Origin of the sequence: Pseudomonas sp. UBA7500 (assembly GCF_002478435.1) — a bacterium.
GTDB classification, from domain to species: Bacteria; Pseudomonadota; Gammaproteobacteria; order Pseudomonadales; family Pseudomonadaceae; genus Aquipseudomonas; species Aquipseudomonas palmensis.
Genome location: NZ_DLNW01000001.1, coordinates 170743 through 185601, shown reverse-complemented (window position 1 = coordinate 185601; position 14859 = coordinate 170743). Strand labels below are relative to the sequence as shown.

14 protein-coding genes are annotated in these 14859 nt (G+C 64.1%); 11 read left to right on the top strand and 3 right to left on the bottom strand.

Annotation, left to right across the window (positions count from 1 at the left end):
• Positions 1-11: 11 nt before the first annotated feature.
• The 6 genes from B4I46_RS00795 to B4I46_RS00770 all read left to right on the top strand — a co-directional run bounded on the left by B4I46_RS00795 (position 12) and on the right by B4I46_RS00770 (position 4976).
• Positions 12-1058 (top strand): ornithine cyclodeaminase, encoded by a 1047-nt coding sequence (locus tag B4I46_RS00795; RefSeq protein WP_100633179.1) that lies wholly within the window; start codon positions 12-14, stop codon positions 1056-1058.
• Between the two features lie 275 nt (positions 1059-1333).
• Positions 1334-2113, top strand: a complete 780-nt coding sequence (locus tag B4I46_RS00790) for an ABC transporter substrate-binding protein (protein ID WP_088515235.1) — start codon at positions 1334-1336, stop codon at positions 2111-2113.
• A 74-nt stretch (positions 2114-2187) separates the two neighbouring features.
• Positions 2188-2913, top strand: a complete 726-nt coding sequence (locus tag B4I46_RS00785) for an ABC transporter permease (RefSeq protein ID WP_043864511.1) — start codon at positions 2188-2190, stop codon at positions 2911-2913.
• Complete coding sequence (locus B4I46_RS00780; RefSeq protein WP_286898061.1) at positions 2910-3623, top strand: ABC transporter permease; 714 nt, start codon at positions 2910-2912, stop codon at positions 3621-3623. The genes B4I46_RS00785 and B4I46_RS00780 overlap by 4 nt, the downstream gene beginning before the upstream one ends.
• 3 nt (positions 3624-3626) lie before the next feature.
• A complete protein-coding gene (locus B4I46_RS00775; protein WP_229589384.1) occupies positions 3627-4469 on the top strand; it encodes an ABC transporter ATP-binding protein in 843 nt (280 codons plus the stop codon).
• Positions 4470-4481: 12 nt separating this feature from the next.
• Positions 4482-4976 carry an Lrp/AsnC family transcriptional regulator gene (locus tag B4I46_RS00770; protein WP_043864513.1) on the top strand — a complete coding sequence of 165 codons (495 nt, stop codon included), beginning with the start codon at positions 4482-4484 and terminating at the stop codon, positions 4974-4976.
• A gap of 49 nt (positions 4977-5025) precedes the next feature.
• Here B4I46_RS00770 and B4I46_RS00765 read toward each other — a convergent pair whose 3' ends face one another.
• The gene (locus B4I46_RS00765) at positions 5026-6723 is read right to left on the bottom strand and encodes a putative bifunctional diguanylate cyclase/phosphodiesterase (RefSeq protein WP_043864514.1); all 1698 of its coding nucleotides are present in this window, start codon (positions 6721-6723) and stop codon (positions 5026-5028) included.
• A gap of 21 nt (positions 6724-6744) precedes the next feature.
• Positions 6745-8310: a methyl-accepting chemotaxis protein gene (locus B4I46_RS00760; RefSeq protein WP_116055014.1), complete on the bottom strand. Its 1566-nt coding sequence runs from the start codon at positions 8308-8310 to the stop codon at positions 6745-6747.
• 186 nt (positions 8311-8496) lie between these two features.
• On the opposite strand from B4I46_RS00760, the gene B4I46_RS00755 reads away from it, so the two are divergent.
• The 5 genes from B4I46_RS00755 (at position 8497) to B4I46_RS00735 (ending at position 12330) form a co-directional block, all read left to right on the top strand.
• Positions 8497-8811 carry a helix-turn-helix domain-containing protein gene (locus B4I46_RS00755; protein WP_043864657.1) on the top strand — a complete coding sequence of 105 codons (315 nt, stop codon included), beginning with the start codon at positions 8497-8499 and terminating at the stop codon, positions 8809-8811.
• A gap of 251 nt (positions 8812-9062) precedes the next feature.
• On the top strand, positions 9063-10376 hold the full coding sequence (locus B4I46_RS00750; RefSeq protein WP_043864516.1) for a C4-dicarboxylate transporter DctA: 1314 nt from the start codon (positions 9063-9065) through the stop codon (positions 10374-10376).
• 36 nt (positions 10377-10412) lie between these two features.
• A complete protein-coding gene (locus tag B4I46_RS00745; RefSeq protein ID WP_043864517.1) occupies positions 10413-11117 on the top strand; it encodes a FadR/GntR family transcriptional regulator in 705 nt (234 codons plus the stop codon).
• 14 nt (positions 11118-11131) lie between these two features.
• Entirely contained in the window at positions 11132-11818 is a 687-nt protein-coding gene (locus B4I46_RS00740) for a GntR family transcriptional regulator (protein WP_043864518.1), read from the top strand.
• A gap of 146 nt (positions 11819-11964) precedes the next feature.
• Positions 11965-12330, top strand: a complete 366-nt coding sequence (locus tag B4I46_RS00735; protein WP_063612014.1) for a DUF7079 family protein — start codon at positions 11965-11967, stop codon at positions 12328-12330.
• Between the two features lie 18 nt (positions 12331-12348).
• On the opposite strand, the gene B4I46_RS00730 is transcribed toward B4I46_RS00735, so the two are convergent.
• The gene (locus tag B4I46_RS00730; protein WP_167400205.1) at positions 12349-14775 is read right to left on the bottom strand and encodes a TonB-dependent siderophore receptor; all 2427 of its coding nucleotides are present in this window, start codon (positions 14773-14775) and stop codon (positions 12349-12351) included.
• Between the last annotated feature and the right edge of the window lie 84 nt (positions 14776-14859).

Sequence of the window (14859 nt, the reverse complement as noted above, 5' to 3'; positions counted from 1 at the left end):
AGGAGCTCCCCATGACCCGTTACATCGACGTCAACGACCTCAGCCAACTGGTCGCCCGCAAGGGCCTCACCACCTGCCTGGAAGAAATGGCCGAGTACATCCGCCAGGACTACCTGCGCTGGCACGACTTCGAAAAGTGCGCGCGCCTGGCCAACCACTCGCCAGACGGGGTGATCGAGCTGATGCCGGCCTCCGACGCCAACCTCTACGCCTTCAAGTACGTCAACGGCCACCCGAAGAACACCCAGCGCGGCATGCTCACCGTGATGGCGTTCGGTGCGCTGGGCGATGTCGACACCGGCGCGCCATTGCTGCTCAGCGAAATGACCCTGACCACCGCGATCCGCACCGCCGCCACCTCGGCCCTGGCCGCACGCTACCTGGCGCGTCCCGACAGCCGCAGCATGGCGCTGATCGGCAACGGCTCGCAGAGCGAATTCCAGGCCATCGCCTTCCACGCGCTGGTGGGCATCGAGGAAATCCGCCTGTACGACCTGGACCCACAAGCCACGGCCAAACTGGCCGCGAACCTTCGCGCCTTCCCGGCGATCAAGGTGGTACTGGCCAGCTCCGTTGCCGATGCGGTACGCGGCGCCGACATCGTCACCACGGTCACCGCCGACAAAGCCTACGCCACCATCCTGACCGCCGACATGATCGAGCCGGGCATGCACCTGAACGCGGTGGGTGGCGACTGTCCGGGCAAGACCGAGCTGCACCGCGACATCGTCGACGCCGCACGGGTGATCGTCGAGTACGAACCGCAGAGCCGCATCGAGGGCGAGATCCAGCAGATGCCAGCCGACTCGCCGATCACCGAGTTCTGGCAAGTGGTCAACGGCCAGGTGCTCGGCCGCGAGAACGACATCCAGGTCACCCTGTTCGACTCGGTGGGCTTTGCCATCGAAGACTACTCGGCCCTGCGCTATGTGCTGGATGTGGCCAAGGCCCTGGATATCGGCCATGAAATCGACCTGGTGCCGGCCCTGGAAAACCCCAAGGACCTGTTTGCACGGCTGCTGCCCAAGGTTCAGGCGGTGCACAAGAAACGCGCCTAGACCGGGCCTGCACGTCAATCCAGGCGGCCGTGCACCTTGCACGGCCGTACACAGCAAGCTGCCCCGAAGCCAAAACAGGAGGTCACGCAGCCGATTCGGCTGACACCGAATCGCCAACAGCAGAATCCGGCAGCCAGCGCCGGCCCAAACGACACAAAAAAAATGCTGCCTTCACGCATTCTGACGCCCAGACCGAAGAGTCACACACAGACCAAGGCTCAGGCCAACGAAGCGTTCACTGCCCTACATCAACTACAAGACACAGGGATACCTTTATGACCTCGCTGCGAAAGCTGCTCAGCGTGCTGCTCCTGCCCATGTGCGCGAGCACAGTCCAGGCCCAGGAATGGAAAGAAATCCGTTTCGGCGTGTTCCCCGAATACCCGCCCTTCGAATCCGTCGCCGCCGATGGCAGCCTGCAAGGTCTCGACATCGAGCTGGGCAATGCCATCTGTGAAAAGCTGCAGGTCAAGTGCACCTGGGTGCACAACGAATTCGACGGCATGATCCCGGCCCTGCGTGCACGCAAGTTCGACGCAATCATGTCGTCCATGGCGGTGACGCCGGCCCGTCAGAAGCAGATCGAGTTTTCCGATCGCCTGTTCCTCAGCCCCACCTCGGTGATCGTGCGCAAGGGCGCCGACTTCGGCGACACCCCCGAATCGCTCGAGGGCAAGACCGTTGGCGTGTTGCAAGGCTCGCTGCAAGAGGCCTACGCCCGCGCCAAGCTGGCGCCTCTGGGCGCCCGGGTCAAAGCCTACCAGGCCCAGAACCAGAACTATGCCGACCTCATGAACGGGCGCCTGGACGCCACCCTCACCGACAAGCTCGAAGCACAGCTGAACTTCCTCAACACCCCCGAAGGCGCCGACTTCAAGAGCGGCCCGGCAATCAAGGACCCCACCCTGCCCCTGGACATCGCAATGGGCCTGCGCAAGAACGACGCCGAGCTCAAGGCGCTGATCGACAAGGGCATCGCCGCGGTGCTGGCCGATGGCACCTTCGCCAGGATCCAGCAGAAGTACGTCGGCGACCTCGATATCTACAACGAGTAATCGCCTGCAGAGCCCGGGCCTGCACGGCCCGGTGCGCTGTCGCACCCGCCTTTGGTCCTACCGAGAGTTTTCCCGTGAACGACTTCCTCACCTCCACCGGCTTGCAGGCCCTGAGCCTGCAGGGCTTCGGCCCGCTGTTGCTGCAAGGAACCTGGATGACCCTGCAACTGGCCTTTCTGTCACTGGGCCTGAGCCTGCTGCTGGGCCTGATCGGCGCCAGCGCCAAGCTGTCCTCGCTGCGCCTGCTGCGCATTCCCGCCACCCTCTACACCACGCTGATTCGCAGCGTGCCCGACCTGGTGCTGATCCTGCTGATCTTCTACACCCTGCAGCTGTGGCTCAACGACCTGACCGAGCTGCTTGGCTGGGATTACGTCGAGATCAACCCGTTCATGGCCGGCGTGATCACCCTGGGCTTCATCTATGGCGCCTACTTCACCGAGAACTTTCGCGCAGCGATCCTCAGCGTGCCCCATGGCCAGCTGGAAGCGGCTACCGCCTACGGGCTGAGCCGCGTGCAGCGCTTCCAGCTGGTGCTGTTCCCGCAACTGATGCGCTTCGCCCTGCCGGGGCTGGGCAACAACTGGCTGGTGCTGCTCAAGTCCACCGCGCTGGTGTCGATCATCGGCCTCTCCGACCTGGTAAAGGCTGCGCAGAACGCCGGCAAGACCACCAATGAGCCGTTGTACTTTCTGCTGTTCGCGGGGCTGGTCTACCTGCTTATCACCACCCTTTCCAATCGCCTGTTCAAGGTGCTGGAACGGCGCTACAACACCGGCATCAAGGGGTTGGCATCATGATCGAACTGCTTCAGGAATACGGCCGGGCCTACCTGTACAGCGATGGCGCGGGCATGTCGGGGCTGGCCATGACGCTGTGGCTGTTCATCGTGACCATGGTGCAGGGTTTGGTGCTGTCGTTGCCACTGGCGCTGGCGCGGGTGTCGCGCAAGCGCTGGCTGCGCTGGCCGGTAGAGCTGTACACCTTCGTGTTTCGCGGCACCCCGCTGTATATCCAGTTGTTGATCTGCTACACCGGGCTGTACGGGCTGGAGGTGGTACGTGACAACGCGCTGCTCGACCAGTTCTTGCGCAATGCGCTCAACTGCACGCTGCTGGCCTTTGTGCTCAACACCTGCGCCTACACCGTGGAGATCTTCGCCGGGGCCATTCGCAACATTCCCCATGGCGAGATCGAGGCCGCCCAGGCCTACGGCCTGCATGGCTGGCGCCTGAACCTGTTCGTGGTGCTGCCGGCAGCCCTGCGCCGTGCGCTGCCGGTGTACAGCAACGAGCTGATCCTGATGCTGCATGCCACCTCGCTGGCGTTCACCGCCACCGTCGCCGACGTCCTCAAAGTGGCCCGCGACGCCAACGCCGCGACCTTTCTGACGTTCCAGGCCTTCGGCATCGCGGCCATTCTGTACATGCTGCTGTCCTTCGCGCTGGTCGGGCTGTTTCGCCTGGCCGAACGCCGCTGGATGCGTTTCCTTGTTCCTGCCCGAGGCTGACCCATGACCCTTTGCGCACACCCCCTGCCGGCCCATGGCCAGGCCCTGTACGAAACCCCCACCGCCCCGCGCGTCAGCAGCGCCGCCATCAAACTGAGCGTGGATGCCCTGCACAAGAGCTATGGCGATCACCAGGTACTCAAGGGCGTCTCGCTGCAGGCGCGCAAGGGCGACGTGATCAGCCTGATCGGCGCCAGCGGCTCGGGCAAGAGCACCATGCTGCGGTGCATCAACTTTCTCGAACAGCCGGACTCGGGCGTGATCACCCTCGACGACCAGAGCATCGAGATGCACCAGGGCCGCGCCGGCACCCGCGCGCCGAACCCGGCCCAGCTGCAGAACCTGCGCACGCGCCTGGCCATGGTGTTCCAGCACTTCAACCTGTGGAGCCACATGACCGTGCTGGAGAACATCTGCCTGGCGCCGCGCCGCGTGCTTGGGGTGAGCCCGCGCGAGGCCGAGGCCCGCGCCCGCGCCTACCTGGACAAGGTCGGCTTGCCAGGGCGCGCGGCCGATCAGTACCCGGCATTCCTGTCTGGCGGGCAACAGCAGCGCGTGGCCATTGCGCGGGCGCTGGCGATGGAACCGGAGATCATCCTGTTCGACGAACCGACCTCGGCACTGGACCCGGAACTGGTTGGCGAAGTGCTCAAGGTGATACAGACGCTGGCCGAGGAAGGCCGTACCATGCTGATGGTCACCCACGAGATGGGCTTTGCCCGCCAGGTGTCGAGCCAGGTACTGTTCCTGCACCAGGGCCGGGTCGAGGAACAGGGCGGCCCGCAGATGCTCGACCAGCCGCAGAGCGAACGCCTGCAGCAATTTCTTTCCAACCGTTTGAAGTGAACCGACGCCACCATGGACACCAAGGCCAACCGCTTGCATGACACGCCGCCTCTGGATCGGATCGACGAGGCGATCATCGACGTACTGCGCCACAACGGGCGCATCACCTACGAGAAGCTGTCTTCGCTGGTGCATCTGACGCCCAGGCCTTGCCTGGAGCGGGTGCGCAAGCTGGAGCGACGCGGGGTGATACGTGGTTATGGCGCGATCATCGATGTGCAGCGGGTGTCGCCAGGGTTGTCGCTGCTGGTGCTGGTGGCGTTGTCCAACCAGAGCGGGCGCTCGGCCCAGCGGGCCTTCGAGGCCTGCATGAAGGCCTGCCCGCAGGTATTCGAGTGCCAGCTCATCAGCGGGCATTTCGACTACAGCCTGCGCATGCGCTGCCGGGACATGGAGCATTACCGGGTGCTGAGCGAAACCTGGATGAACAACGACGAGCTGCACATCGACAAGCTGGTGGCGCACCCGGAACTGGCGGTGGTGAAGAACACGGCGCCGCAGTTGTAGCGCCGGCCCTGCAGCAGCCGGCCTTGCCGGCCAAGGGCCCGACGCGGTATCACGCCTGGCGCAGCACCACCCACTCATGCGGCTGCACATACTCGCGCACCCATCCCACCACCTCCGCCGCCGGCATCGGCCGGGCGATGCCGTAGCCCTGCGCCACATCGCAGCCAAGCCCCATCAGCACCTCGCCATGCTCCACCGTCTCTACCCCCTCGGCGATCACCTGGCGCCCGAAGGCCCGTGCCAGGCCGATCACCGCGCGGGTCAGGGCCAGGTCATCCTGGTCATGCAGGATGTCGCGCACGAACGACTTGTCGATCTTGATCGCCTGGGTGGGCAGGCGCTTGAGATAGCTCAGCGACGAGTAGCCGGTGCCAAAGTCATCCAGTGAAAACTGCACACCCAACTGCTGACACGCCTCCAGGCATTCGCTGACCCGCTTGATGTTCTCGATTGCCACCGACTCGACGATCTCAAGGTCGAGCATGCGCGGCGCAACCCCGTCATGACGCGCAAGCAACAGGCGCAGGCGCTCGACGAAGTCAGACCGTTGAAAGTGGCGCGCCGCGATGTTCACGCTCACCGACCAGCGATACCCGGCGTCCTGCCAATGCTGCATCTGCGCCATCGCGCGGTCGATCACCCACTCGCCGATGTCCACGATCAGGTCGGTCTGCTCGATCAACGGCAGGAACTCCGCTGGCGGCACCAGCCCCTTGACCGGGTGCTGCCAGCGCAGCAAGGCCTCGAAGCCCAGCACCTCGCCACTGCGCATGTTCACCTTGGGCTGGTAGAACAGGCGCAGCTCGCCATTCTTCATGGCGCGGCGGACCCGCTCAACCGTCTGGTGCGTGGCCTTCACTTCCTGGTCCAGCGATACGTCGAACAGGTGGAAGCGGTTGCGTCCGCTCTGCTTGGCCACGTACATCGCCTGGTCGGCATGGCGCAGCAGGGTGTCGGCATCATCGTTGTCGGCCGGGTACAGGGTCACGCCGATACTGGCACTGACACTGATCTGCTGGCCGCGAATCGAATACGGCGCCGCCACCGCCGACAGCACCCGCCCCAGCACCGTGCGCAACTGCGCCTGGCCCTCGACATGGCGCAGAATCAGCACGAACTCGTCACCAGACAACCGCGCAACCGCATCGCCGCCACGCAGTATGCCCTTGAGCCGCGCCGCCACCTCGACCAGCAGCAGGTCGCCGCAGGCATGCCCATAGCCGTCGTTGACCGCCTTGAAGCCGTCCAGATCGAGCATGCACACCGCCAGCGGGAACTGCTCGGTGCGCGAGAATTCCAGGGCCTGGTTCAGCAGGTCCGAAAGGAATGCGCGGTTGGGCAGCCCGGTGAGCACGTCATGCCCCACGCGCCATTGCAGCGTGTGCACCAGCTGGCGTTTTTCGCTGACGTCGAAGCGGATCGACACATACTTGCGGACCTTGCCGGTGGCCGGGTCCAGCAGTGGCACCATGGTGCTGTCGACCCAGTACAACGAGCCGTTCTTGGCGCGGTTGCAGATCTCGCCCTTCCAGACCTTGCCGGCTACCAGCGATGCCCACATGCTCTCGAAGAAGTCACTGCCGTGCAGGCCGGAATTGAGGATGCGGTGGTTGGCCCCCAGCAGCTCTTCACGGCTGTAGCCGGAGATGCTGCAGAACTGCTGGTTGACGTAGGTGATGCGTCCGGCGAGGTCGGTTTCGGAAAAGATCGCGGCCGCGTCGACGGCCGCGCGGTAGTTGTCATCCATGCTCGTTCACTCGCCTGGCGGCTATCGGTTGAAGCGTTCAACCAAGGCACGCAGGCCGCTGGAAATATGCTCAAGCTCGCCACCACGGGTGGCGGCGGCATTGGCGTTGTCGGCAGTCTTCTGCACCGTGCCGGCTACCCGATTGATCTGCTGCGACACGTCCTCCGCCACGTAGGACTGCTCCTGCGAGGCGGCCGCCATCTGCTGGGTCATATCGGTGATGCGTGCCACCGCCTCGCGAATGCCTTGCAGTGCGCGCTGCGCCTCGACCACCTGCGCCACGCCCTGCTCGGCCTCCTGGATGCCCAGGTTGGCGATGCTCACCGCGTCATCGGCGCCGCTGCGCAGGGTCTCGATGATGCCCTGGATCTGCTGGGTCGACTGGCGGGTCTTGCCCGCCAGGGCGCGCACCTCATCGGCCACCACGGCAAAGCCGCGGCCCTGCTCGCCGGCCCGAGCCGCCTCGATGGCAGCGTTGAGCGCCAGCAGGTTGGTCTGGTCGGCAATCGCCTGGATCACGCTGGCAGCCAGCATGATGTCCTGGGTCTGCCCGGCCAGGTGGCCGACCGCCTGGTTGATCTGGGTGACGGTGCTGGCCAGCAGCTGGATCGCCTCGCGCGAGGTACCGGCCACCTGGCTGCCCTGTTCGGCCAGCTGGTTGGCGGTGCCGGCCTCGCTGGCGGTCTGCTGTACATGCACCGCCACTTCGGCGATGGATGCCGCCATCTCGGTCATCGCCGCCGCGGTCATGTCGGTTTCGGCGCGCTGGTCGAGCAGCGCCAGCTCGGTGGCATTGGACAGCCGGCTGGAATCGCTGGCGGCCACGGCCATCTGGTTGGCCAGGTCGCTCAGGCGCGTCAGCGCGGTTTTCAGGCGCGCCTCTTCACTGATCAACACCATCTGCAGTTGCGCGGTCGGCCCCAGCGCTTCGCTGTAGGCCAGCGCACTGATCGGGTCGGAGAACGTGTTGGGGGTGCTGCGCACGATCTGGCGCACTTCATGGCGCAGGCGATTGTGCCCCCACAGGCCCACCGCCACGAACAGCGCCAGGGTGATGCCCTGCCCGCCCCAGCCCGGCAACAGCCGGTTGGCGCCTATGGCCAAAGCGGCTGCCAGCAACGGCAGCGCAAGCACGCGGCCCTGCAGGGCCAGGCGACGCCCGAAGGGCACGGGGGGCTTGCCTTCACGCAGACGGGCATACAGCGCTTCGGCGCGCTGCACCTGATCGCGAGTGGGCTTGACCCGTACCGATTCGTAGCCGACCAGGCGGCCGTCCTCGAGCACCGGTGTGACGTAGGCGCTGACCCAGTAGAAGTTACCGTTCTTGCAGCGGTTCTTGACGATGCCCATCCAGCTCTGGCCGGCCTTGAGGTACTGCCACATCAGGGCAAATACGGCAGGCGGCATGTCCGGGTGGCGCACCAGGTTGTGCGTGCTGCCGATCAGTTCCGCCTGGCTGAAGCCACTCATGGCGGCGAATTCGGCATTGCAATAGGTGATGTTACTGTCGGTATCGGTGGCGGAAATCAGCCGCTGATGGTCCGGAAAGGTCTGTTCGACAGCCGTGACCGGCAGATTGAGACGCACGTTAAAACTCCCTGAAGCGCACGCTAAAGCCTTGTCCAGCGGCCCTGAAACCTGCAGCGTAAATGTCGGTCCAAGTGAACGATTCTACGAAATACATCACATTTTGCAAGGAAAGGTGATGAAACGTGGCGTTGTGCAATGCCAATATTTATCGTTAAGTTCTTGATTCTAAATGGGAATCGAGCGATGGAATTATCTAGTTTGGGTCCAGCCATCAGACGCTATCGCAAGGTAGCCGGGCTTACTCAGGCTGAACTTGGCGAAAAAACCGGTTTTGACCCCAAAACCATAAGCCGCTTTGAAACCGGCACCTACACCCCCAGTGTCGAAGCGCTGTTCACCTTTGCCGACGTGCTGGGCGTCAAGCTCAATGCCTTTTTCGCCGACCTGGAAGATGCGGACGAGCAACGTGCCTACTTGTTCGGTGTTATTCACAAAGCTCCACCCAAGGACCTGGGAAAGCTGATTGCAGCGGTAGACCTGGCCCTTTCCAAGCCTTGATCACTGCCCTCGCAAAAGCGTGACAGGCGCCTGCCACTGTTGCTTGAAGCGCTTTTGTCGTCGATAAGTACTGTAACTGGTCAGACCGGTAAAACCGATCTGATGCCCTGGATTCGCGAAATACTTGCAAACACGCAAAAACCCCGCCTACACTGCGCCTGCACTGGACATACCGGTAAGACCACAATAATTAAGTCTGTCGCTCGGCGCTTGTTGCCAGAAGCACGGACACCGACCAGAGATCCCTCCCCATGCTCAAATGGTGCTCGCGTTCGATCTTCCTCCAAGTGGTGCTCGGCCTGATGCTCGGCATCGCCTGCGGCCTGAGCTTTCCTGAAGTTTCCCTGCAACTCAAACCCCTCGGTGACGGCTTCATCAAGCTGATCAAGATGCTCATCGGGCTGATTGTGTTCTGCGTGGTGGTCAGCGGCATTTCCGGTGCCGGCGACCTCAAGAAGGTTGGCCGCATCGGCCTCAAGTCGGTGATCTACTTCGAAGTGCTGACCACCATTGCGCTGGTGCTGGGGCTGGTACTGGCATTCACCTCAGGCATCGGTACCGGTGCCAACATCCACCTCGACCAGTTGTCGACCGCCGATGCCGGCGCGCTGGCCGAGCGTGGCCAGCATATCCAGGGTACGGCAGCGTTCCTCATGGGCCTGATACCCAATTCGGTGCTCGGCGCCTTCGCCGACAACAACATCCTCCAGGTGCTGCTGTTCTCGGTGCTGTTCGGCAGCGCCCTGAACCTGGTGGGCGAGGCCGCGTCGGGCATCACCCGGCTGATAAACGAACTGAGCCATGTGATCTTCCGCATCATGGGCATGATCGTGCGCCTGGCGCCGATCGGCGTGTTCGGCGCCATCGCCTTCACCACCAGCCAGTACGGCCTGGACTCGCTGCAACACCTGGGCGGCCTGGTGGCTCTGTTCTACGTGACCTGTGCAGGCTTCGTGCTGGTGATCCTGGGGACAGTGATGCGCGTCTCGGGCCTGAAGCTGTTCCCGTTCCTCAAGTACATGCGCGAAGAACTGGGCATCGTGCTGGGTACTGCATCGTCCGATGCGGTCCTGCCGCAGATCATGCGCAAGCTCGAACACCTGGGCATCGGCAGCTCCACCGTCGGCCTGGTGATCCCCACGGGCTACTCCTTCAACCTGGACGGTTTCTCCATCTACCTCACCCTGGCCATCGTGTTCATCGCCAACGCCACCGGCACGCCGCTGGCCATGACCGACCTGCTGACCATCCTGCTGGTGTCGCTGATCACCTCCAAGGGCGCCCACGGCATTCCGGGGTCGGCGCTGGTGATTCTGGCCGCCACCCTCACGGCAGTACCGGCCATCCCGGTGGTGGGCCTGGTGCTGGTGCTGGCGGTGGACTGGTTCATGGGCATCGGCCGCGCGCTGACCAACCTGATCGGCAACTGCGTGGCCACCGTGGCCATCGCCCGCTGGGAAAAGGACATTGATCTGGAACGCGCCAACAACGTACTCAACGGCAAGCAGGGCTTCAGCTTCCAGACGCGCAAGCTGCCCACCCCTGCCCATCAACAGGAATTCTAGGCAACGACGTATGCATGTGTTTTCAGGGAGCAAACAGTGATTACCTCATCGACGGTAGTGAATGCGGTAGTGGAGAAACTGCGCCAGGCACTGGCCCGTGGCCAGTGGCGCTCGGGCGAGATGCTCCCGGGTCAGCGAGAACTGGCCGAGCAACTGGGCATCAGCCGGCCAAGCCTGCGCGAGGCGGTCACGGTGCTGGAGACCCTCGGCCTGGTGCGTTCCATGCCAGGCAAGGGAGTGCTGGTGCTCGACCCCGGTACCCAGGAGCTGGTACAGGCCCCCGCGGCCGTGGCCGGAGCCAGCCTGGAGGACGTGCTGCAGCTGCGTTACACGCTGGAGCCGTTCATTGTCGGGTTAGTGGCGCAGTCGGTCAGCAGCAAGGAAATCGGCCAGTTGCGCCTGACCCTGATGGACATGCGCGAGGCCCTGGAGGCCTGCGACAGCGAAGCCGGGGTGCGCGCCTACCTGGCATTTCACGAAGAGCTGTTCGCACTGACCGCCAACCCGATTTTCCAGAGTGTGGTGCAGCAGACCAGCAATGCCCTCAAGCAGAGCGCCCAGGTGCTGCACAACTCGCCCGAGCACCTGGCCGCGCGCCTGGAAGAGAACGAGGCGGTGGTGCGCGCCATCCGCAACAAGGACAGCGCCCAGGCCAGTGCGCAGATGCGCCGGCACATTCTGCAGGAAGGCCTGCGCATGGGCATCGAATTGACCATTCCGGATGAACACCCGGGCAACTGACCAGGAGAGCGACCATGAACGCCTGCCCTGCTACCCCGTCCGCGATCGCCCTGCCCGCGCTGCTGGCGGCCGGCGAGCAGCGCCTGAGCGCTGACGAGATCTACCCGCGCCTGTTCGATGCGATCCTCGAACAGCGCCTGGCGCCAGGTACCGCGCTGACCGAGCAGGCGCTGGGCCAGGCCTTCGGCGTGAGCCGCACGGTGATCCGCCGCGTGCTGGGGCGCCTGTCCGACCAGCAGGTGGTGGTGCAACGCCCGGCGCACACCGCCCGGCTGGCCGCACCCGACCCGCAGCAGGCGCGCCAGGTGCTCAGTGCCCGGCGCCTGGCTGAAACCACGCTGATCGGGCTGGCGGCGCGGCGCACCAGTGCCCCACGCATCCGCCAGTTGCGCGAGCTGATTGCCCGCGAGCGCAAGCACCACGAGCAGGGCCATCGGTGCACGGCGATTCGTCTGGGGGGCGAGTTTCACCTGAAGCTGGCGGAGATGGCCGACAATGCCCCGTTGACGCGGTTTCTCAACGGGCTGGTGCCCATGACGTCGCTGATCATTGCCCAGTACGAGACCCAGCCTTGCGAACACTGCGCCTGGCAGGAACATGCAGCCCTGGTGGACGCACTGGAGGACGGCGACAGCGAGGCGGCGCTGCAGTTGATGCACCAGCACCTGGACCGCATCGAGGCCAAGCTGAGCCTGGATTGAGAATGGCGGTGCGCCTTTCGCCGGCAAGGCCGGCTCCTGCAGGAGGTGTTGTGCAGGAGCCGACCTTGCCGGCGAAGGGTCTTGCTGCGCTTGACCTGCCAACGACAAACCGCGCAGCATCGGGCATCCCCACAAGAGCCCGCCACGTGACCCCAGAACAACGCCACAACGTCCGCGCCTTGCTCTCCGAGTCGTTCGTCGACAGCTGGGTGGACTACGCCTGGATCGCCCGCGAACTCGAACCCTTCGACCTGGCCGAGCTCAAGCGCATCTTCTACGAGGAAGTCGCGCCGGTCTGCTACTACAACATCGTGGCGCCGGTACCACCGGTATGGACCGGTTTCGAGCCGGTATCGCTCAACGAAGAAATCGAAGAGCTGCTGGAGGCGCGCCGACGCAACCCGTTGCGCCGGCATTGGGACCGCCTGTGGGCCGCCACCTGGATCCGCCTGTGGAGCCAGGAATGCTGGGACGCGATCCACCAGGCCTGCCTCGCCCAACGGCAGGCCTGATACCTCGGCACGCTGGCCTCAGAAGTCCCAGCGAGTGGTCACCATCACGTTGCGCGGGTCGCCATAAGAGGCCGAGTTGTAGAAGCCGATATTGGTGAAGTAGGCCTTGTCGAACACGTTGTTGACGTTCAGCGTGGCCGACAGCTGCTCGCTGATCTGGTAACGCGCCATCAGGTCCACCAGCCAGTAAGGGTCCTGGGCAAACTCTTCGTCGCGCTTCTTGACGTTGTTCGACAACACCTGCCAGCCCTTGCCCTGCCAACGCGCACCACCGCCGATGGTCAAGCGGTCGAGCGCCCCCTTGAGCTTGTAGCTGGTGTAGAAACTGACCTGGTCCTCGGGCTCCCAGGTCGACACCTTCTTGCCCTGGTCATCGCGGATCACCTTGTGGGTGTAACCCCCCTGCAGTTGCCAGCCCTCGGCCAGTTCGCCGGAGATCTCTGCCTCATAACCCTTGGTCTTGGCCTTGATGCCTTCGTAGGCATACTCGACCGCCGGGTTGGTCGGGTTGCCGTTGTAGGCCCGGTCCTCTTCGCCCCGGCTGCTCTGGTGAATCTCGAAATACGCCAGGCTCGCATTCAGGCGCCCGTCAAGGAACTCACCCTTCAGGCCCACCTCGTAGTTCTGCCCTTCATCCGGGTCGAGCAGGCGGTTGTTGCGGTCGCGGTACCAGGCATCCTGCGGCATGAAGATATCGGTGTAGCTGGCATACAGCGACAGGTAGTCATTGAGGTCGTACACCGCCCCCAGGTAGGGCAGCAGGCGATCGTCCTCGCGGCCGTTGGCGGTCACGCCGTTGATACGGTAGTTGGCCAGGCGTGCACCGAGCAGCAGCGTCAGATCGTCGGTGGGGTGCAGGCGGGTGGTCACGTAGGTGCCGGTCTGGCGCACGCGGTCATCCACGGTCTGGGTCTGCTCCCCCCAGTCCGGTTCGGGGGTGTTGCCGTTCCAACTGCCGTAGTCGACGGAGTTGCCATTGGGGTATCTGGCGCTCCACCAGCCCTTGCCTTCCCAGTGAGACTGGGCAAACGAGGTACCGATCACCAGTTCGTGCTCACGCCCCAGCAGCTCGAACGGCCCGCTGGCGTAGAGGTCGGCCGAATTGCTCACCGTCTCGCCCGTGTATTTGGCCGAATAGAGGCTGGCGGTGCCGTCGGCGCGCGGGTAGTAACCCTGGATCGAGCCCAGCGGCGCGTCATAGCCGTTGATCTTGTGGTCCAGCTGCGCCTTGGCAACCCAGCCGTTGGCCAGGTGATGCTCCAGGCTGGCAAACACGGTGCGGGTGTACTGGTTCCAGTGGCTCCACTTGGCGCCGTTGTTGAAGTGGCGTGGCAGGTCGTTGCGGTTGCCCTGGGCATCGAACAGCGGAATGCTGCCCGACCAGCTCGAGCCTTCCGGCTTGTTGTCCTGGTAGTCACCGCCCACGGTGAGCAGGGTGTCCGGGCTCAGGTCGAATTCGAGGATGCCGTAGTAGACGTTGGTCTTGCGCTGGTAGTGGTCCATGAACGAGTGCTTGTCCTGGTAGGCCGCCACCGCACGGCCGCGCACGTTGCCGCTGTCGGTCAGCGGGCCGCCCACGTCGAGTTCGCTGCGGTAGTTGTCCCAGCTGCCGGCGCCCAGAGTGAAATGCCCCTTGAAATCGGCAGTCGGCTTCTTGCGCACCAGGTTGATCGTGGCCCCCAGCGACCCCGCGCCGGTGAGCAGGCCGGTAGCGCCCTTGAGCACTTCCACGCGGTCATAGATGGCCATGTCGCTCAAGGTGTTGCCGGCCGAATAGCCGACGTTGCGCGCCGTCGAGGGGATGCCGTCGTACTGGAAGTTGTTTATCGAGAAGCCGCGGGCATAGTAGCTGGTGCGGTCGCTGTCGAAGGCCGACACGGTGATGCCCGGGGTATGGCGCATCACATCGTCGATGTTGTTGAGCCCGAAATCGTCCATGTGCTGACGGGTGACCACGGTGATGGTCTGGGGCGTTTCGCGCGGTGTCAGCACCAGCCGTGTGGCGGTGGCGATGGTGCCTGGCGTGTACGAGCCGCTGTCTTCGGTGATGGTACCCAACTGGTTGCTGGTGACTTCGGTCACGCCCAGGTTCAGCGCCCCGGCAGTTTGCGGCAGCGGGGCCAGGCTGTAGCGCCCGTCGTCTTCACGCACGGCCATCAGGCCATTGCCCTCGAGCAACGCCTGCAGGCCCTGATCGACACTGTAACGCCCGTGCAGGCCGGCGCTGGTCTTGCCCGCGGTCAGGCTCGGTGCGAACGACAGCACCACGCCGGCCTGGGCGGCGAAGCGGTTCAGAACCTGACCCAGGTCGCCCTGGTCGAGGTTGTATTCGGTCGGTGTGGTGCTGTCGGCGTGCGCCATGCCCGGCATCGCCAGCGGCCACAGCAGGGTGGAGCACAACAGCGTGGTACGCAGCCTTGCCGCGACCGGTGATCGGGTATTCATCGGTTCTTTTCTCTTCTGGTTGGCAGTCAGGCCATCACGCCTGGATGCCTAGAAGTCGAACGAAGGAGCGAATACCTATCATTT